This window comes from Niastella sp. sgz303648 (assembly GCF_059587045.1).
On sequence record NZ_JCAPSW010000010.1, the window covers coordinates 151,559 to 169,249 of the forward strand.

At 39.4% G+C, this 17,691-nt stretch carries 25 protein-coding genes; 3 read left to right on the forward strand and 22 right to left on the reverse strand.

Annotation, left to right across the window (positions count from 1 at the left end; translation table 11 throughout):
• Nucleotides 1-23: 23 nt before the first annotated feature.
• The 16 genes from AC59IL_RS26460 to AC59IL_RS26535 form a co-directional block, all read right to left on the reverse strand.
• Nucleotides 24-458: a hypothetical protein gene (locus AC59IL_RS26460; protein ID WP_496555232.1), complete on the reverse strand. Its 435-nt coding sequence runs from the start codon at nt 456-458 to the stop codon at nt 24-26.
• A gap of 37 nt (nt 459-495) precedes the next feature.
• On the reverse strand, nt 496-792 hold the full coding sequence (locus AC59IL_RS26465; RefSeq protein WP_496555233.1) for a hypothetical protein: 297 nt from the start codon (nt 790-792) through the stop codon (nt 496-498).
• A 134-nt stretch (nt 793-926) separates the two neighbouring features.
• Nucleotides 927-1,808, reverse strand: a complete 882-nt coding sequence (locus AC59IL_RS26470) for a hypothetical protein (RefSeq protein WP_496555234.1) — start codon at nt 1,806-1,808, stop codon at nt 927-929.
• 28 nt (nt 1,809-1,836) lie between these two features.
• Complete coding sequence (locus tag AC59IL_RS26475) at nt 1,837-2,931, reverse strand: vWA domain-containing protein (protein WP_496555235.1); 1,095 nt, start codon at nt 2,929-2,931, stop codon at nt 1,837-1,839.
• Nucleotides 2,932-2,941: 10 nt separating this feature from the next.
• On the reverse strand, nt 2,942-3,991 hold the full coding sequence (locus tag AC59IL_RS26480; RefSeq protein ID WP_496555236.1) for an AAA family ATPase: 1,050 nt from the start codon (nt 3,989-3,991) through the stop codon (nt 2,942-2,944).
• Nucleotides 3,992-4,073: 82 nt separating this feature from the next.
• Entirely contained in the window at nt 4,074-5,960 is a 1,887-nt protein-coding gene (locus tag AC59IL_RS26485; protein ID WP_496555237.1) for a ParB/RepB/Spo0J family partition protein, read from the reverse strand.
• Nucleotides 5,961-6,362: 402 nt separating this feature from the next.
• Nucleotides 6,363-6,638 carry a ribonuclease H1 domain-containing protein gene (locus tag AC59IL_RS26490; RefSeq protein ID WP_496555342.1) on the reverse strand — a complete coding sequence of 92 codons (276 nt, stop codon included), beginning with the start codon at nt 6,636-6,638 and terminating at the stop codon, nt 6,363-6,365.
• Entirely contained in the window at nt 6,622-6,936 is a 315-nt protein-coding gene (locus tag AC59IL_RS26495; protein ID WP_496555238.1) for a hypothetical protein, read from the reverse strand. Before AC59IL_RS26495 ends, AC59IL_RS26490 begins: the two co-directional genes overlap by 17 nt.
• A gap of 161 nt (nt 6,937-7,097) precedes the next feature.
• Nucleotides 7,098-7,469: a hypothetical protein gene (locus tag AC59IL_RS26500; RefSeq protein WP_496555239.1), complete on the reverse strand. Its 372-nt coding sequence runs from the start codon at nt 7,467-7,469 to the stop codon at nt 7,098-7,100.
• Nucleotides 7,470-7,490: 21 nt separating this feature from the next.
• Complete coding sequence (locus AC59IL_RS26505) at nt 7,491-8,453, reverse strand: bifunctional DNA primase/polymerase (protein WP_496555240.1); 963 nt, start codon at nt 8,451-8,453, stop codon at nt 7,491-7,493.
• 52 nt (nt 8,454-8,505) lie between these two features.
• On the reverse strand, nt 8,506-8,805 hold the full coding sequence (locus AC59IL_RS26510; protein WP_496555241.1) for a hypothetical protein: 300 nt from the start codon (nt 8,803-8,805) through the stop codon (nt 8,506-8,508).
• A gap of 119 nt (nt 8,806-8,924) precedes the next feature.
• Nucleotides 8,925-9,281, reverse strand: coding sequence for a hypothetical protein (locus AC59IL_RS26515; RefSeq protein ID WP_496555242.1), 357 nt, complete (start codon nt 9,279-9,281; stop codon nt 8,925-8,927).
• 349 nt (nt 9,282-9,630) lie between these two features.
• The gene (locus AC59IL_RS26520) at nt 9,631-9,945 is read right to left on the reverse strand and encodes a hypothetical protein (RefSeq protein WP_496555243.1); all 315 of its coding nucleotides are present in this window, start codon (nt 9,943-9,945) and stop codon (nt 9,631-9,633) included.
• 138 nt (nt 9,946-10,083) lie between these two features.
• Entirely contained in the window at nt 10,084-10,287 is a 204-nt protein-coding gene (locus AC59IL_RS26525; protein WP_496555244.1) for a hypothetical protein, read from the reverse strand.
• A 63-nt stretch (nt 10,288-10,350) separates the two neighbouring features.
• Nucleotides 10,351-10,668: a hypothetical protein gene (locus AC59IL_RS26530; protein WP_496555245.1), complete on the reverse strand. Its 318-nt coding sequence runs from the start codon at nt 10,666-10,668 to the stop codon at nt 10,351-10,353.
• 44 nt (nt 10,669-10,712) lie between these two features.
• Nucleotides 10,713-11,672, reverse strand: coding sequence for an ArdC family protein (locus tag AC59IL_RS26535; protein WP_496555246.1), 960 nt, complete (start codon nt 11,670-11,672; stop codon nt 10,713-10,715).
• Between the two features lie 421 nt (nt 11,673-12,093).
• Between AC59IL_RS26535 and AC59IL_RS26540 the strand changes: the two genes are divergently transcribed.
• From AC59IL_RS26540 to AC59IL_RS26550, 3 genes are all read left to right on the forward strand, one after another.
• On the forward strand, nt 12,094-12,318 hold the full coding sequence (locus AC59IL_RS26540; protein WP_496555247.1) for a hypothetical protein: 225 nt from the start codon (nt 12,094-12,096) through the stop codon (nt 12,316-12,318).
• A gap of 104 nt (nt 12,319-12,422) precedes the next feature.
• The gene (locus AC59IL_RS26545) at nt 12,423-12,767 is read left to right on the forward strand and encodes a hypothetical protein (protein ID WP_496555248.1); all 345 of its coding nucleotides are present in this window, start codon (nt 12,423-12,425) and stop codon (nt 12,765-12,767) included.
• Between the two features lie 30 nt (nt 12,768-12,797).
• On the forward strand, nt 12,798-12,989 hold the full coding sequence (locus tag AC59IL_RS26550; protein WP_496555249.1) for a DUF1266 domain-containing protein: 192 nt from the start codon (nt 12,798-12,800) through the stop codon (nt 12,987-12,989).
• A 155-nt stretch (nt 12,990-13,144) separates the two neighbouring features.
• Here AC59IL_RS26550 and AC59IL_RS26555 read toward each other — a convergent pair whose 3' ends face one another.
• From AC59IL_RS26555 to traK, 6 genes are read right to left on the reverse strand one after another with little or no spacing between them, the layout of a single operon-like run.
• The gene (locus AC59IL_RS26555; protein ID WP_496555250.1) at nt 13,145-13,381 is read right to left on the reverse strand and encodes a DUF1016 N-terminal domain-containing protein; all 237 of its coding nucleotides are present in this window, start codon (nt 13,379-13,381) and stop codon (nt 13,145-13,147) included.
• Nucleotides 13,382-13,438: 57 nt separating this feature from the next.
• On the reverse strand, nt 13,439-14,560 hold the full coding sequence (locus AC59IL_RS26560; protein WP_496555251.1) for a hypothetical protein: 1,122 nt from the start codon (nt 14,558-14,560) through the stop codon (nt 13,439-13,441).
• Between the two features lie 5 nt (nt 14,561-14,565).
• The gene (gene traN / locus AC59IL_RS26565; RefSeq protein WP_496555252.1) at nt 14,566-15,411 is read right to left on the reverse strand and encodes a conjugative transposon protein TraN; all 846 of its coding nucleotides are present in this window, start codon (nt 15,409-15,411) and stop codon (nt 14,566-14,568) included.
• 27 nt (nt 15,412-15,438) lie between these two features.
• Nucleotides 15,439-16,686, reverse strand: a complete 1,248-nt coding sequence (gene traM / locus AC59IL_RS26570) for a conjugative transposon protein TraM (protein WP_496555253.1) — start codon at nt 16,684-16,686, stop codon at nt 15,439-15,441.
• Between the two features lie 10 nt (nt 16,687-16,696).
• A complete protein-coding gene (locus AC59IL_RS26575) occupies nt 16,697-17,062 on the reverse strand; it encodes a hypothetical protein (RefSeq protein ID WP_496555254.1) in 366 nt (121 codons plus the stop codon).
• Between the two features lie 2 nt (nt 17,063-17,064).
• Nucleotides 17,065-17,685, reverse strand: a complete 621-nt coding sequence (traK, locus tag AC59IL_RS26580) for a conjugative transposon protein TraK (RefSeq protein WP_496555255.1) — start codon at nt 17,683-17,685, stop codon at nt 17,065-17,067.
• Between the last annotated feature and the right edge of the window lie 6 nt (nt 17,686-17,691).

Sequence of the window (17,691 nt, forward strand, 5' to 3'; positions counted from 1 at the left end):
CTTGCGTTTATGGATATTGAGTATCACGCCGATTTTTTCATGGTTATAACTTTAGCTACGTGTAAATGATGATTACCTTCCCGCAATTCTCTTAATGAAGACTCATCCCAGTAATCAATACCATCCTCTACTTTCAAAGCATAGTCCTCGGATTCATTGAATTCTTCGTCTTCTTTTGAAGCAACATAAAAAATATTTACATCGTAGTATGTTCCCGCTTCATGTTCATTCCTCATAACAAAAAATTCGCAGCCTTGTGGTAGATCACCGTATACTCTTACCAATTGTCTTATATGAACCAAACACTCCAGAATACTGTCTTTTGACTCATCGCCAGCCTGGGTACAGTCTTCATCGTAAGGAACCGGACCAATATTCAAAAATTCTTTACCAAAAACTGTTTCTCCATGAGCTGTTGTGAAGGATAATAACCTCGTAGAGCCTAAATAACTTTGCATAACATTTCATTTTGGATTTGGAAAAATATTTTAGAACTTAATTGTTCTCAATGCTGGCATTTTTGTCATAATGCAATGCATTTTTTATTTGATGAAGAGTCAAATCAGGAAATAGGTAAGACAGTCTTTCTATTAGTTTATTCTGTGTTCTTTCTTCCATTTTGTTCATTGTGACCTGAAATATGAAATCATTATCCGTCACCATTCCTTCTTTGACATAATCTGCTTTGATACACCAGAATTTGCCATTGTGAAAAGTATAGTAGTAGTCGGTGCCCAAAACCTTATGCAGTTTCCAATTGAGTTTAATCATGACTGTAGTTGCTTTTCCCATTTTCATTTTTTGATTTTATTATTATTGTCAGTAGAGAGTTTTTCTATACGCTCTAAGAGAGTTTTGAATGACAGACAATGGCTGCTCGTTTTCATTTCTTGTAGAGTGAATGATGGGTACGGATCATAGAGGAATTAAGCTGCTACCGAATGGATATCTTCCTGAAAACTTATGTCGTCCATGATGAAGTCATTTATCTTACTGAGTATTTCTTTGGCTTTGTATGCGGTTTCACTTCTTTTCGCTTTGTTAGTCCTTAAAGAATCGGGAGCTACAATAAGCTTTTTCATTTCTTCGATTGTCCTGCTGATTTCATAGTCGTTGGTAAAGTTCAATCGAGGTAATAGATCAATTAAGTCACTAATATTCGTGACCAGAGTGCTATGAAAAACCGCATCCTGGTCAGACAGTCTTTCATACATGTGTAAAACCGCATCTTTAATCCTGATCCATAAATCCCTTGTAGCATCATTTATTCGTTGATATACATTCCGCTCAATATCTGCTTTGAGTTTGTCAACTTCATTTTGATTAACTGTTATCCTGAAGTCATCCAACTTGGCAATTGGCATAGGGGTCAGGACAATGCTGAACTTTTTCCTAAGTTTTTCGATTGAGGGATAATCGTTTTCATTAAACATGCCCTGTAACCGGATTTGTGCATCGGATTTTAATTCCGGATATGATGTGATGAAGGCTTCTACAGCACTTTCAAATTGCTGTTTAAAAGTGCGTTGCTTGTTGATGTATTCGAAAAAATTCGTCGATGGTAGCAGCCTGTTTCCATCGTCGCCCCATGGCAACGTGTTTTTATGATGGAAATCCCGCGCATTTGTGGCAATGCTTTTTACGTCTTCCAACCCTTTTTTTGCAATCAGTATTTTATTAAATCTTCCTGCGTCTCTTGCATTGTGGTTTTCCTCCACTTCTCTGGTAACCTTTTTATCAATTTTTGTTGCTGACCACAATGAAATTTTAAGATTATAAAGAATCGCTTTTTCTGATAAGTTTTTCATTCTGTTATTTTTTTGGTGAAGAAATTGGTTAGTCAATTACTTGAATTACTTCTCCGAAAGGAGGTTTGAAATCACAATAACCATAGATGGCCCATAGCACCGGATAGGAAGGGCTTTGAGGAAAAGTATCGCAGTAGCCATCTGTTAGATATACAACCGCTTTTACATCAAGATCATTTTTTTCGATGTATTCGAATCCGGGAATGAAGTCGGTTCCTCCACCGCCGAATACTTGTAATTCGATTTCGTCATCCGGCTCTATATGTTGAACTGATCTGACGAGATCATCGCAATAAATGATGGTAAGGGAAATTTTAAAGATGTTTAGGATCTCATGTACTTCTCCTGCGAATTGTTTGATCAATTCACATGTGCTATAGGACGTATCAATAATGAGTATTACCCTACCAGGTTCTTCTGATCTGAGTGAAGGCAAATACAATCCTGTATGTAAAAACCTTGCATTTGGAAACGTCCAGCTATAATCATTCTTGGAAAGTGTTGAAATAAATTGGGCGAGTGCATCTTTCCAATTGATCTTTGGGCGCAAAATTTCTTCTAAGATTCGTTTGATATACTCTGGGCATTTGCGTTGCGCCTTTGCTATGAAGGCAGCCTGAATAACTTTTTGTTGTATGTCTGCTTCTAATTCTTTTTGTTCCTTCTCATCTTTTGCAGGTGAATCTTCCACTTCTCCACAGCCACCAGAATCATCAGGAGGAATGTCTTCATCATCTAATAAACTGTAAATTTCTTCCGCGCTTGCACCATCAAATTCTTTCCGGTAAAGGCTGCCTTTGGGTAACACAAATTTCTCTTTGCGCAACAGTGCATTGATGGCATAATCTGTAGCTACGTTCCATTTTCGTCTATCTCTTTTTCCTCGTCTCAGGTGATGGCAATTGGTGATGTGCAAAACTTCATGTGCTAACACTCCCTCTAATTCAGGAATGGTTAACTGATTTACAAAATCAGGATTGTATACGATTAGCTTACCGTTTGTAGAACATGTTTTTCGATTTGCATCTTCTAAATATTCTAAACCAAACAAAAGGGATGAATAAAATGGTTGATTCAAAACCAATCCCAATTTTGCTTTTTGTATTCGCTCATTTGCATTCATGGGAAAGGTTTTAGATTAACGCTTCGGAATGTTTTGAAGCCCAATTAACAAAGGCGCTTGTTTCTTTTAAATTTTCATTCTTTGCAGTCGCCATTGTCATACAGGACAGGTTTAACTCAGCCGGTAGCCGTTCCAGGTATTTGCAAATAGGCGTTATCGAGGTATCATCCATTCTTTTTGATAACGAGACGGTAAAGGCATATTGCGAACCTAATGTGGGAGGGAGCTTGGCGCTCGATGGGTTTGCAATAATGGAATCAACGGTGGGCAAATCGTCGAACAACTTTAAAAATTCCATATACTGTGTTGTAAACACTTCACCTACTGCGCCTTTGCATGCATCCTTAAATAAATGTTCGGGGCAGTCGGTGTTTTGAAGTTTTCCGACAAAAGCAACGGTGCGTGGACAGGGTGAATTTGTTATGTCTGTGGTAACATTATCACTGAATAATAAATCATCCTGTTTAAACCCTATAAACGCTATTAATTGATCAGGCATTCCATGGGCTGCGGCCCATTTGATCCAGTCCTTCCAATCTACTTCCAACTCTTGTATCACGAACCTTCTTTTTAAAGGCTCAATAATGCCGGTAACACCTGCTTTATCTTTCTTACGGTTGGTTGCAGCAAGAAATGTTACTTTATCAGATACTTTATGCCCATTTATCCTTCTGGCTAATATTAATTGCATGCAGGCTGCCTGTACACTTGTTGGCGCCTGTCCCAAATCATCAAGAAAACATACAGTTTCCTCTTTGGCATCAATTAATTGTTCCAAATCACCGAAGGGTAGAAAGTCAGCACCCTTACCGTTTTTGCGGGGGAAAGGAAGTCCTTTGAAATCTGTTGGATCGGCAATGACCGGATGCGAAATAATTAATCGAACATTCGTCAATTCACAGGCTTGTTCGACAATATCACTTTTACCAATGCCTGGTGCGCCCGTAATTAAAGTTGAAAAGCGATTTTGAATAGCATACTGTAAATACTCTGTTAAGTGAGCTGGTCGCATACCTTTTGTTTTATTAATTAAAAAAGTGGACGTATTTGCAGAAGACAATAGAATATTTCCTCAATAGTTTACTATTGGGTTAGTCAATGCAAATACGTCCGTGTTAATTTGAGAAGTTGTGCTGAGGAGATTAAGCAGCGGCTGGGGTTTCTTCTTTTGTTACTACATCTTTTTTATCAAGCTTTGCAATTCTCCGGTCCAAATCCGAAAGTCTTTCTGTTTGCCTTTCCTTACGTTCTTCGGCTTTTTGTTGCTGTTGTTTTTCTATGGCTTCAACATCAACACCAGATTCTTTTGCCATTTTATATAGAAACTGTGAAAGAGGGCTTGTAGGCTGTTTGCATTCTGTTTTTGATAAAATAACTTTACGAGCAATCAGACTTAACATTTTAGCATCAATCTTACTGAAGGTTTGATAAAAAGTTTCACGGTCTTTCTTTTGCTCATTGGTTTTGCCAGCAAATAATATTTCCTCAACCTTGGATTTATAGGAAGATGCCATTTGCAGGAACATCAAATAAGCAACTGTCGCCTGATCAGCTTCAGTTAGTGTGCAATTTGTTTCATCTTTGGAAACTTTCTCTTCAAATTTCTCGTAGACAGCTTCCATTATTTTTTCCTTATCCAATTCTTCATCACGCCCGGCTTTTTCTTCAATTCTTGCTTTTTCTCCTATAAGCAATTCTTTTGTTACTGTACCATTTTTAATTGCCAGGGCAACTTCCTTCGCTGTGACTTTCTTACTAGGATTGAAACTAATTTTTCGTTCAAGTAAAAACAGGATTGACTTAACTGTTCCTCCGTGTATGACTAATCCTTTCTTTGCGGTTTCTTTTTGTTGATTGTATTCTGCCATCTCTTCATTATATTCTTCAATAGCACGTTTATATCTGTCCTCATCGAAATCCGGTTCGTCATCATCACCATAGTTATGGGTATAATCATCCTTGCAGGGTTCTTCAGGTTCTTCCAGAATGGTAATGGTGGATTGATCCAATTGTTGTAGTTGCGAAGCGTCTTCTATCTTGTTGATAATATTCAAAACTGGCTCGGGAGGCGTACCATCTACGATCAAAGCAACCGGCTTTTCTTCCAATAGTGTTTTTGCGAGTTGATTAGAAAGATGCAAAGTGCATTTTAATTGAAAGCAATCCTTTTTTGAACAGGAGCCGTCTTTGGAATAATCAGGGAAAAGCGTCCGAAAGGTTGCGGAGTTGTGTGGACAACCAATACAAGCACCGGCTTCGGGATGGAGGGTTTTGTCTTTTATGTCGAAGGGCGCCCGTTTCAAATCATATTTGAATCTTGAAATATAATAATCAAGATTTTGCAACTTAAATTGTTTATCTCTCCAATTTTTGCAGAGTGTCTGAAATAGTTCGCTCTGTGATTCATGGGATAACGAGGCAACTTCAAAGGCTTCAAATGTTGTCATCTTATATAACCGGTAAATGCGTTGCCAATCATCGGTCAGTTGCATTAGTTTAAGACGGCTGATAACAAATGATTTTGACCTTCCCAAACGTGCAGCAATTTCTTTTTCGGAATAGCCGCGTTTCTTTAGTTGATTGAAGCTTTTTGCAATATCCATAGGATGCGGATCTTCCCTGTCCAAATTTTCCAGCACCTGGATAATGATTACTTCCTCGTCAGATAAGCCCTTTCTAATTATGGCAGGTATATCCGTACGGCCTGCTATCCTCGATGCCCTGGTTCTTCGTTCGCCGTAAACCAGTTCATACCCTTTCTTTTTATCATTGCCATCTTCCTTTACTTCAACTTTTGGTCGAACCATGATGGGCACCTGCACTTCATTTCGATCAATGTCTTTTGCGAAAAGTTGAAGTTCGTCTTCCGAATATTCTCTGTCGTTAAAAGGGCTGAAATCAATATCGTCCAGCGGAATTCTTACAATGCTGCCGTTGCGATAGGAATTCGAATTTTTGTTTGGAGAATGAACGACTTTCAAATTACCTTTTCCAGATGGTGCTTTTTTCTGTTTAACTTTTGTAGCCATAATTGTATGTTTTAAAATGAATGATATTGAATAGCTAATGGACTTCTTAAAAGCAAAGTCTGTTTCGATCTTATGTAATAGGATTATTTTAGTTTTCTCAAAGGCCAGTGATTGTTTTTTTGCAGAGGAATTGGCATTGCTTATTTTAAATGTTCGATTGGCCTGGCCCCGCACCAAATAACAAGTACATGGTGTGGCTTAGCCGAAGACTTGATATCAAATACCACCAACACGTCGTGTGATATCAATCCGTCGGAAATAGAAGAAAGGCTCTCATTGATTTCGCTTTCTTCTACGGGAGTGATGCGAAGCGAGTCAAAATCAAATTTTGATTTGTCAATACCTGATATGTGATGAATCATATTGAAACAAAGTTGAAGTGTTGAAAAGAGGTGATACCATTTAGTTGGAATGCCATGGAAGCTCATCTGAATTAAGCACTTCGCCGTTGACATCAGTTGAGTCTTCTTTGGCAAAAGCATCCTCAGCCAACTTGCGAGTTTTGAAAGATTTGAATTCGGCGCCAGAGAAACCGTTGACCTGCGATTTACATTCATCCCAATTATCAAATACGCAGTTTTTCGTCCACTCCAGACTACATAAATTTTTGCCATTGTGGATGTTTTGTATGGCTTGTGAAAGAAGATTACTAATGCTTGATTTAACGACATCGTGTATAAATCAACTCTCCATTGTGGTGAATTTGACTAACACCTACTTCCCCTTTGCTTAGGGCTGCCGGCGCATTTATGGCGATACATCCCAGCTCTGGGCAGTCAGGATATACCGTTGCACCATACAAGTGTGCATAAAAAAGAAAAAATTTCAAGGTTTCATCATTGACCGGATGATCGAAGGTTTTCTTATACCAGAAATACAATTTGTCGATCTTCAGTGAGGGTGCAACAATATTTACTTCCATTTGAGAAAATGGAGTTACAATGATGCAACTCCGATTGGAGATGTTTTCCTGCATAGCATTCTTTTTTAATTGTGAAAGGAAACAGTGGTAAAGAATCGGTTGGAATTGTATAACACAGCAATATTTTGTTGCGACATGCTTTAAGGCTCATCGTTATAATGATGTTGTTAGCAGCTTGCAGTTATAGCAATATCTGTCGTATGCTGTTAATTCTGCTATACTTCATTTTGTCTGATAAAATCGTTTTCCTGTGCCTTCAGTTGTAAGTATTCAACCATTTCAGGCAGGGCAAAAAGGCGAAAAGTAGAATTCAGCTTTCGAAAGGCATAGCGTATATCCGCTTTATTTGGGAAATCATATTCCTTAGGTATTATATAACTGTAGAAATATGCCTTACATTCATTCGTACTGAGGCTGATTTCCATTTGTATTTTATCACGGATGTAGATGATGGAATATTTTTTATCGACCTTGACGGATGATTTACCGAACAGTGTTGTGACAACTACCAACAAGGCATCGTAAACTGGTTGGTCAAATATCTTGGGCGCGGATCTTCTAAGTTCTTCCAGATCGAAGGTTTGCATATATTGTGTTTGGTATTTTATTCAGGCGGAGCGTCTTTTTTGGTATGGAACGCCGTATCCTTCGGCAAGCAGCCGTTTGGCTGCAACGGTAAAATCCTTGTTGCATTCTAAAACGGCATAAACAGCACTTGGCCTGTAACCTTCACCAGGAACAAAGTCTGTACTAGTAGTAAACACGCCAAAAAGGTTTAATCCGTGATGGAAGTCTCCTGAAGTGTCGTGATAGGTTAAGCCGGGTCTTCTGAAGAAAGTTCTTTGACCCTCATGCCTGACCAGTTTCCAGCCATGATATTGAAGCAAACCAATAACATCGCCCCTGGCGTCATAGTCATTCAAGGGACTTTCGCTATCATGGTAATACACCGACGGTTTTGCTATAGTTGAGCACGGTCGTTCATATAGGTTGAATGACTTCGCTAGATCCAGAAGCATTAGTCGATGTTCGGCTTCTATCAATGGAAGTCGTTTCAAATCATGCTGAATAAAATGGTAACCCGATGTAGGATGAACAATGGCATATTGGCCCTTTGACCTTGTTTCAATTAGGATTCTTATTTTGTCGTGAGGATCAACCAATTTCTCTTTGTCAGTTGTAGAACGCCTAGCAAGAACCTGATAGGTACTTACTTCCGGGCACTGGTAGTAAAAATGATAACCTTTGTTACGAGTAGCGCCAATGCAAAGGCTGGATGCAAGATCAGTATTTGATTTTTGTATGGCGGTATAAAAGTTATCAAACAACCTATTAGTGAGATCATTTTTACCGTCTACATCGATCACTTCCAAGTTCCCACTGATTTCACCGCAAATAATAGCGATTCCATCTACATCGGGATGGTTGAAAACTTCCATTAAGACATCATCGGCCATGATTTCATGCTGATAATGTTCCCAGTTTATAAGACTTTTTTTATTAAAATTGACAGGGACGACAGACAAGCCGATAGATTTATATAACTGTGCTGCATTTAATAATGGATTCATAATTTAATCAATTTAGAAAAGTGGAAATGAAACCCATTTTATCTCGTATTACTTACACGTGGCCCCCTTTCAGGAATTCATACAGGGTTTCTTCGGCTTCGTTAAATTTTTCGAGATAGGCATCCATGAAGTTGGAGGGTACCAAAAATGGATGTTTATTTTGCTGACGCTTAATTTCACACAGGAATGCCGTACTTCCATACTTGTATACATAAAGAATCTCGTGATCTTCAATTGTTCTAAGTACCTCAGCCAGGTATTTAAATTTCATTGCTTCGGCGAGAGTGAGTTTCTTTTTCTTTTTCTGAAAGGCAATAAAACCTTTAGAACTTTTTAAATCCTTTTTTTTCATAGTCTTTGTTTTCGATCAATGCGTGGCATGGAATGTCAGTAAATAAAACCGGGACGCTAAGGTTTCAACCGCCCCGGCCTTGCTGTTTGCTGAATAAGAACAGCGTTTCATAGTTACGGCTAAACGGGCACCTTTATAGTTTCGAAATTTGCAAAATCGTCGGCACCTGATACTGCATCAGGATATAGGTATCCGTATACCGGGTGTGTTTTGTATTCAATCTGCAGGTATGTACAGCTCCTGATCTCATTTTCAAAAAAACTTTTAAGTGCCTGCAACTGGGATTTTTGCTCACTGGATAAAGTGTATGGGCAAGGCAGGAAATATTCATTTTGCTGGTGTTGCAGAATCTCCCACAGGTATTTCACTGATTTTTCCGGCTGAAAATATGCGTGTGTTGCAAACTGGTAAAGAGCGGACGATTCACCGCTATGCCAGATGGCTGCAAGATCACGGGCTTTTGCAATTGTGATCATAGTATATAGTTTAAGGTATTACACGCAGGTACGTTCAGGATTTTGTACCTGGTTTTTGGTTGGTTTGTTGTTGACCGGTTTGTTGATCGGACATTTTATCCGTATCTGTAACAGGTGTTTTTTCTTGCATATAATTATTATAATACCACGTCATCTGCTTTTTTAAAAAAAGCGGCTGACTGTTTTTTATTTTTTTCAACCTGTTTTTTTGCGTTATCAATTCGTTTTTGTTTGTGTTTTTCATAATAGTGTTTCATTACGTTAAATTTTTGTGTAAGAATAAAAATGCAGAAACCCTAGGTTCGGTATAGTGAACGGGCTTGAATTGAGCTTAAAGAGTCTCGACGAATTAGAGGGAATCTACAGGAGATACTATATTTCTGGTTTTAGGCGCACCGCTTTGCTTTAAGATTTGCTGCAAGTAGATAGATTGAGCAAGATCTTCAGGTTTTTTAGGCATATATAAGTTGGCAATTTCCTGCAAGCCTGCATGAAGTATGATGCCGGCAAGACGGCGTGCATCTTTACGCTGTATTTCGGATTCCAGTGCGTGGTTTTCAACGAGTGTAGCGAGCACTTCTTCGATCACATCGACAATCTCAAGTATCCGGACAAGGTGACTATATTGAAGGAATAGTTCACGATAATATTGTTGGTTTGTCATTTAGTGAGACTTTATTATTTAATAGATTATTTATTCTCGTGCGCAATCAGGCTGCTTGATTTCGTAGAATAAATTTGATTGAATATTCATCTGCAGATAGGTTTTGTTGAAGGATATCGAGTTCCTCCCCGGATCGTGTCAGTAATCATTCGGGCGCCATACGCTATATCGCTCTACCGGAACGAAGTATGCCGAAGGACCTATCGTTCCCAAATGGTTTTCGTCATTCATTAAAATACATTCATCGAACCACGCTTCTTCAATGAGTAGCTGGCTCTCGGGCCATTGCACCAGTACATATTCCGGTTCTACTGACCCGGATATACGAGGGGGCGTGTTCATAACAATTGATTTATGAGTGAAAGAATTAACCTCAAGAATGAGTCGCTTATTAGACTTGCTAGTTCAGCTACGGCAGTAAATAACCTCTCCTTTGTAATGGATTTCACTAACACCCGTTTTACCGGAAGGACTGTACTCATCGTCACTATTGATTGCGAAACAACCAAGCTCTGGGAAATCCGGGTAGACGGTGGCGCCAAATAATTTTGCTTGGAGTAAAAACTGTTCGATAGATTCTTCAGTAACAAAATGGTCAAGTTTGTCGTTAAACCAATAGCAAAGTTTGTGAACGATAACAGGATTACGGTAGTGACAGTTGCAATGTGGGCAATAGGGAACTACGGTAACATGATCGTCACCAGTTTGATTTGCATTAAGCATATCGAAATATTTTTCTCAGTAAATAATAGAGTGTTTAAACGTTTCTATGCGGTGGCGATACTTGTAGATATGTTATCGGATTTCACAATGTGATATGTAGGTTGGGTACATAATATGTAGTCTATGGCTGCTTTAGCTTGCGACGATGCTTTTAAGATAAGCGTTTTATCATCATGAATATGTTTGAGACAGTTATCGGCATTGCACAAAATGTTATCAGTGGGTTGACGTATAATATTAGTCAGGGCGCAAAGCATAGCGGTAGTGAATTCTGCTGTAAGATTTTCTTTGGTACTAAAGGGGTGTCCATAGCCTTCATTATCCATTATATCCTTGCGATTGAGGCGGCTAAAATGGCCCGTACTGAAAGCCAGTTCATGGAACAGGTGGCTATAGTAATGATCGGCACTTTCAAATTCATCCATAGTGGGTATTTGTATAAAATCTAGCACTGGTGAATAGGCAGCTCTTTTATGACTATACCTGATCGGTGAGCAATTGGCCATTCCTTCAAGAAGTTTTTCGCAGGAGTGGATTTTTTCAGACAATTTTTTTTGCACGGTACGTTGGGGCATATCAAAAGCGATATTTTCCGTTTGGTCAATGTTAAAGACCCAGTAAGTATTACAGATCATGCGGGAACGATTATAGATTCTGTCTTTTTCATACTGGTTGGCAATAGATTTGTATTGATTGTCAATTTTATTCCATAAAGCGATCGGATAACCCATTTCTCCTCGCCGTATATTACCACCCATTGCAGTGGCTTGTTCAAAGGTCAGGAACAGCGGCGTTTTGTATTGTTTGGAAAGTGTAATGGTGTTAAGGTAAATGGCATTCCATTCGGTGTAAACATAACTGGTGCTAACGTTACGTGGTAATCCGTATGGGTTCCATTGTTGCTGCCAGGGTATTATACCTCTTTCTAACAATGCGATTGTGTGATCAGAAATTATCTGAAAGGTGCTTGGAGTATCACTCTGAAATGGTTTGTTATCATTCATAGAATGAGAATTAAAAAATGAATAATGTTGTTATAATTTATTTTCCTTGTCTCTGAACATTCTTTTATTAAAAAAATGAACAGATGCAAAAAGGAAAGGCCGGCGATAACAGCCGGGGGTCCCCGGAATTTTGGCAGGGGCAAATGAGGGGCAAGTGGGTTGGCAGCATCCCGGATTGCCCGGGGGCAATCCGGGATGCTGTGTTTCCCCTGCCAAAATCCGGGGGTGGCTGGTACCTTCGCCGGCCCTTTTTGTATCTGTTCATTTTTTAAAAGATGTGATTCTCCATTTATTTCAGTGACGCATAATATGAGTCCACGCTTTAGCCACATGGTTACATCGTTAATTACATCGTTAAACAGTAAGACTTTTTTGAAAGGGATATGCAACCCTGCTCGCCTCCTTAAATGGGTCTTTTGTTATGATTGTAGACGTTGATCTTTATTGCCCAAGGCCAGCAGCTTCCTGCCAAACTGATGTCCCAGATCACACGAATCTCGATAACAATATGGCGGATTTTGAAAAAGAGCCGTCGCTTTTGGATTGGCTGTTTTTCTGTTTTTTACGGAGTACTAAGTTTGCGCTGTGGGAAAAGGTCATAATCAACGATGTGCCGCCGTTTTCGGGGCACGGTTTGCCTGCCTAACTAAGTCAATTAGATGTATCGACATCGACCACAAGGAAATTTTCAACGAATCGTGTATTAGTAAAGTATAGCTTTGAAACAGTAAATAAGCAAAACCTAATATTTTGACATTACAACTTAAAAATTCTCCGGTTCTCCCAATTAATGAATTGCACGACCTCATCAAAGCAAAACTTGACGGAAAATACACCTGTGAACTGGTGCATGATCGTTGGTCTATCAACTTCTCAGCTCCCAAAAAATGTGTATTGATAAAAAAATCAGGCATTATTGGGGTAGGTGTGTTTGTGAACGAAAAAAAGAATATAGTAGATGTAGATGGTATTGTTCCTAACATGATCCTGGAAAGAATATTTTTCCGAAATGTGCTTACCCGTTTGTTACTGGTGTCTTCATGGAACAAAATGGAGGCAGAAGTGGCCGATGTATTGAAAACTAAGTTATCATAAGTTAAACGAAGAACCGGTTGCGTGCATATTGTGAAAAATCAAATGGAAGAAGAAGTGGCCCTGAAACGGGATGCCCTGGAGCGTTTTCACCAGTATGGGCTAATAGGAAAAGATACGCAGCCCGAAATGTTGATCTGGGATTATGCCCGCATCATCAACGTAAGACGTGGTAGTTTTGATGCCGGGTACCTTAGCCGCGAAGAAGCGCTGGACAGAAGTTGAAAGCCGGGACTAGCCCCGACTGAAGCGGATACCCCGCAACGAAGCGAGGGGCCAGTGGGCAGGTGTGAGGAGTAGCAGCGGAAGGCGGGAAACTGCAGCCGGGTCAACGAATAGGACGATGAGGCTCCAATAAATAAAACAATATCTATGAAACATTATTTATTTGAACAAATACGTTGTCGTTCCTTATCAATTTCTTCCGCCAATAGTTCCCGTATAATAAAAGTGCCGTACTGTGCTTTGCGCGCGCCCTTTAGTTCCTGCTGGGAGATGCGTTTACCGACTAACCAGTAGGCATCGATCATTTCAGAATTTGCAATGGCATAAGCGCGGGTGCGCGCCTTGCTTAAAATAGCCTTTATGTCAGCAATAAATGTTTTTTCAATTTGCATGAGTGAAGCCTTTAAAAGATGCGGGGCGCAGTGCGCCCCACATTTTTAAGTGATTGTTTACCTGTATTTTAAGCCTTGACCCTGTCCCATATCGATAATTTCTTCCATTTGGTTTTGCTTTTCTATTATCTGTCGGGCGAGCTGAGATGACTGACCGGAAAAAAGTTTATTGGTGTCAACCAATTGTCCATTGCGATCCAAAACATCAATTGTTTTACGATCTGGCGCTGCTTCCAGGGTGTATTTTACAGGAATGTCATTGATAAGAAGCTTGACTTCTTTTGATTTGCCATTCTTTAGGGATTGCAACAATGAATCATACTGAGCAGAATCTTTTTTAATAGCAAGGGGAAGTTTGGCAAGAGCTTTTTCGATGTTAAATGAAACAGATTGTAATTGTTCATTGCTTGGATTTAAAGATAACCAGGTATCTTTTCCTTGTATTGTTTTACAAACAAATTTCCCATTGACAAAACGGTCTGCTTCCGAAGCAGTAAATCGTTCTCCACTACCGACTTGAGAAAAGGTATGTCGTTGACAGGTAGTATCCTTGTTTAATAGTGAGTCCAGTGTAGGCCGGGCTACTGCTTCGAACTTTTCAAAATAATACTGGTCGGTACCAGGAAGTTTATTGAAATGTAAAACAAAATATGAGTTTTTGTTTTGGGTATCTGCATAAGGTAAATGAAATTGCGGAAAACCCTGGTCCATCATCTTTTTCAAGGTTCCATCCATCTGGAAATTAAAACCGGCTTTCTTTAAGCTTTCATTAAGAGATTGCAAGTTATTTTCCTGTATAAGTGTTTTCTGTATAGTCGAAAGGGGGTTACTGTGATATGCGAAAAGTTCCCTTCTTCCCATAATATAATTGCGGATATATTTGCCGACACGGGAATAAAAGATGCGGTTTAGGAATGTTGGATTCAGACGGGCTTTTAGTTTAGCAATTTCGGAGCGAACAAATCGAAGGGATTGTTTTTCGTCCTTATTTGGCTTTTTGCCATAAGTATTTTTTATATGAGTATAATGCAGCAGTTTTAATGCTGTAGCATGTAGATCATGGCCACCAACCGGGTGGAAGGTTTTGAATTGTGCTTCCTGTTCGGCATATAAACGTAGCGCATCGAACACCCGGTTGAGACGGCCGTTGTTGTTATTGATATGATCCAGGACTGGCATACCGGTTACAAGGTTTTTGCTTTAAGTAAATGTTTGTTTTTGATTCTTAGTGAAAGGTGGCGGCCCCCATTTTTTTCAAACAGTTCAATCAGAAACTCTTTTTTATCGGGAATGGCAAATTTTGGAACAATGATGACAAATCGGTTGCGTTGCTGGCCATCTATTGTAGTTAGGGGATCGATGTAAAGTGGCTGGATTTCCTGTTCCTGTATAGATGAACGTTTAACCCGCTTTTTGTCATGAGTATAAAAACGGACAAAATCAATATCATAATTAATGTTTGATGCATTGGCCAAGCTAAATCCAAATATTAGCCAATTGCTGGTTGTATGAATAGTGCGCAATTGTAGTCTTATGTCATATTCATGGGCGGCTTTGGAAAAAAATTGTCTTGACTCTCTTGCTTTGCGCGCTGTTTCATTCAGATGGGATTCTTTGGCCAGTTTACTGTCTACCAGCAACGGCGCAGAGGTTGTACTGTCCTGTAATAGTTTACTGAGATTAAACGTTGTACAACCAGGGTATTCAGTATAGGTAACATTGAAAACGTATAATTTACCATCTACTGTGTAAACATGCAGATTGGTAGCTTTAAAATCGATTTTTGCAGCCTTGATTTTAAGGACGTTATCGATCAGTTTTTCCTGCTGTATAATTATTTCACGGTTACCCCGGTCTGCTGCCGGTAGAAGGGGCACGGGAAAGATTACGACTGTTGTGGTATTATAACCAACTTCCAGCTTATAAGGAATAACTGAAGTAGTTATAGGGAGGTTTGCTGCGATGTTTTGAGCAATGGTACAGGTAGATGCTACGTTGAATATTAATAATAATGCGATTATATTTTTCATTGTTTATTATTTAATTATTAGGAGATATTAGTCTGATTGACGGGATTTAAGCAGAACCCGGTGACCCGCTTTAACAGTAACTTGCACACGTTTGACTTTTTTACTAAGAAAACTTTGAGCGGCTTGGATACCAGCACTGGCTGCCTGGGCGCCAATACTGGGATTAAGTGTTGCCAGCTGCATTTGCTGAATAGCCCGGTCGACCCCATTTTTAGCTTCATCGCGACCGATCGCCCCGGGAATGTAGATTCCCTCGTTACCATCGGTATCGAAAGCGGTTAACTGAATTGGATAAATAATATTATTATAAGCGATACTATTAAAGCGTATTTCCAGCCGCTGATCACCAAGGCTGCACTGGCCAAAAAGAAAAGTGCCTGCAGGTATGCGTGTGCCTTTGATAAAAATGTCTTGTAACAAACGAAGTTTTATAATAGAAGCATTTTGTAGAAGTTGATCCTGATGTACAACAGCTGAAATGGTTGACAAGTCTTCTGATTGCGATATATCTGATTCGTTCTGCAATCCAAAAAAGGAATTACCGGGCAACTGGTGGATTACAGAATCGTCGTACGTAACATTTTCAGAAGTAGATACACTATAGAATGTACCAGGGCGGCTGGGATCGTTATTATTTAACCGGTTACTCGATCGTTCTGGATGTTGTATTGCAAGGACTTTATCTAGTACAGATTCAATTTGCTTCATTTCAGCATTTGTATCCCCTGAAGGTCGCTGTACCTGTTGTAGCAGGGCTTCCAACTGTGCAATGTTATTATCATATTTATTTATATCCGGCAAGGTGTTTTTGGTTGCATTTACTAATTGTTCCTTACCGTTAGTGTTGATAGCGGCGTATAATTTTTCAAGCCGGTCGTTAACCTTGCGTTCGTTGGGATCAGTAAATTTTTTTGTTGTTGTGTGAGGTTGAATAGTACTATTCCTGGGAGGATACTCATCAGCAAAAACCTGGTCATCATTTTGGGGTGGCGTAGGATCGAACCATTTTTTACCGGAGGCGTCTTTTTGTTGAAGTTCCTTTAGTTTTGCGGAATCTTTTTCTGCCTGCATGTATATTTCAAGCTTATTGCGCCCCGACTCTTTTAAGTTTGCATCTGGAAGTTTTGTATTGAAAGCCTGTAGGGAATCACTTTTATCATCGGATTTCCGTGGAATCTGCCGAAGTATGATCAGGGCAGAAGCAAATGCGACAGCTAAAATGAACAGCGATACAACTATTAATCCTTTTCTTTTTTTTAATTTATCATTTTTCATATAATTTTTTTTAACGGTGAATGGTATCTATTTCATTGGGTACAGTATCCATGTGTACACTCATTTGATTCAGGACGGCGGAATCCGGTAGGGGATGTGTTTCGGGAATGACAATAGAAGGCTGGTCAAACCAGTAAGCAGAGCTATAACCGGTAACAGCACGATATAACAAAGTGCCGGCAAGTATACTCATGCTTATACAAAAAAGTACCAGGGCAATCTTTTTTTGAGGTATGGTCATCCGCTGTTCATACTTGCTGAGCCAACTGGCGATACTGGTCTGCGATCGAATGATGTTTCTGGCAAAAAAAGCAGCCGGCTTATCTAAGTGTGGATATTGCTTTTCAGTTTTTCTTTTTCGAAATAGATTTAGCATACTTATCGTTTTTCGATTGTGAGATCCTTGTTTTCTATTACACTCCAACGTTCGATGAGAAAACCGTGGGGGTTGTTGTCACTAAAATCTGTTACACGGAGATAACCTTCGGTTATCAACGAGCGGGTAGCAATAGTGGTAGGCCGCACAATTTTTAATTTACCATAATACCGGAAGTACCAGGGAGATTGATTGATGTTTACCACTATGCTGTCAGGTTCTTCAACTTGTTGGCTAGTGTTGGCAGAAATCATAGCGGAGTAATAACCTTTCTCTTTGAGATTTTCATATTCTGATTTAGCCTTCGAATCGGCCAGGTAAAGAGCTTTTGTTATATTCCGTGTTATAACTGCATCGTCTGGTTCTAAACTGTAGAAATAGAAATGAAACATCTTTACATGATCGCGAACTTCGACGCCAAGTTTGGTACTCCTGTCAACCGCAATGGCATCTAGAAGTTTGTCATTGGCCAGAAGATATATCCGGTTTCGATTGGCCTGGTTATCCTTGTAAAGGATACAAAGCACATAGCAACATATCACACAATTAGATAACAGAAAAGCAATAGAGAAAATGCGGATATGTTTAAATGCTGAGTCGATATTTTTGAGTTGTTTGAACATGGGAAT

What these genes read in the sequence shown, in the direction of transcription:
- AC59IL_RS26460 (WP_496555232.1), bottom strand. Translation starts at nt 458, where the DNA reads ATGCAAAGTTATTTAGGCTCTACGAGGTTATTATCCTTCACAACAGCT.
- AC59IL_RS26465 (WP_496555233.1), bottom strand. Translation starts at nt 792, where the DNA reads ATGGGAAAAGCAACTACAGTCATGATTAAACTCAATTGGAAACTGCAT.
- AC59IL_RS26470 (WP_496555234.1), bottom strand. Translation starts at nt 1,808, where the DNA reads ATGAAAAACTTATCAGAAAAAGCGATTCTTTATAATCTTAAAATTTCA.
- AC59IL_RS26475 (WP_496555235.1), bottom strand. Translation starts at nt 2,931, where the DNA reads ATGAATGCAAATGAGCGAATACAAAAAGCAAAATTGGGATTGGTTTTG.
- AC59IL_RS26485 (WP_496555237.1), bottom strand. Translation starts at nt 5,960, where the DNA reads ATGGCTACAAAAGTTAAACAGAAAAAAGCACCATCTGGAAAAGGTAAT.
- AC59IL_RS26495 (WP_496555238.1), bottom strand. Translation starts at nt 6,936, where the DNA reads ATGCAGGAAAACATCTCCAATCGGAGTTGCATCATTGTAACTCCATTT.
- AC59IL_RS26500 (WP_496555239.1), bottom strand. Translation starts at nt 7,469, where the DNA reads ATGCAAACCTTCGATCTGGAAGAACTTAGAAGATCCGCGCCCAAGATA.
- AC59IL_RS26505 (WP_496555240.1), bottom strand. Translation starts at nt 8,453, where the DNA reads ATGAATCCATTATTAAATGCAGCACAGTTATATAAATCTATCGGCTTG.
- AC59IL_RS26510 (WP_496555241.1), bottom strand. Translation starts at nt 8,805, where the DNA reads ATGAAAAAAAAGGATTTAAAAAGTTCTAAAGGTTTTATTGCCTTTCAG.
- AC59IL_RS26515 (WP_496555242.1), bottom strand. Translation starts at nt 9,281, where the DNA reads ATGATCACAATTGCAAAAGCCCGTGATCTTGCAGCCATCTGGCATAGC.
- AC59IL_RS26520 (WP_496555243.1), bottom strand. Translation starts at nt 9,945, where the DNA reads ATGACAAACCAACAATATTATCGTGAACTATTCCTTCAATATAGTCAC.
- AC59IL_RS26525 (WP_496555244.1), bottom strand. Translation starts at nt 10,287, where the DNA reads ATGAACACGCCCCCTCGTATATCCGGGTCAGTAGAACCGGAATATGTA.
- AC59IL_RS26530 (WP_496555245.1), bottom strand. Translation starts at nt 10,668, where the DNA reads ATGCTTAATGCAAATCAAACTGGTGACGATCATGTTACCGTAGTTCCC.
- AC59IL_RS26535 (WP_496555246.1), bottom strand. Translation starts at nt 11,672, where the DNA reads ATGAATGATAACAAACCATTTCAGAGTGATACTCCAAGCACCTTTCAG.
- AC59IL_RS26540 (WP_496555247.1), top strand. Translation starts at nt 12,094, where the DNA reads ATGATTGTAGACGTTGATCTTTATTGCCCAAGGCCAGCAGCTTCCTGC.
- AC59IL_RS26555 (WP_496555250.1), bottom strand. Translation starts at nt 13,381, where the DNA reads ATGCAAATTGAAAAAACATTTATTGCTGACATAAAGGCTATTTTAAGC.
- AC59IL_RS26560 (WP_496555251.1), bottom strand. Translation starts at nt 14,560, where the DNA reads ATGCCAGTCCTGGATCATATCAATAACAACAACGGCCGTCTCAACCGG.
- traN (WP_496555252.1), bottom strand. Translation starts at nt 15,411, where the DNA reads ATGAAAAATATAATCGCATTATTATTAATATTCAACGTAGCATCTACC.
- traM (WP_496555253.1), bottom strand. Translation starts at nt 16,686, where the DNA reads ATGAAAAATGATAAATTAAAAAAAAGAAAAGGATTAATAGTTGTATCG.
- AC59IL_RS26575 (WP_496555254.1), bottom strand. Translation starts at nt 17,062, where the DNA reads ATGCTAAATCTATTTCGAAAAAGAAAAACTGAAAAGCAATATCCACAC.
- traK (WP_496555255.1), bottom strand. Translation starts at nt 17,685, where the DNA reads ATGTTCAAACAACTCAAAAATATCGACTCAGCATTTAAACATATCCGC.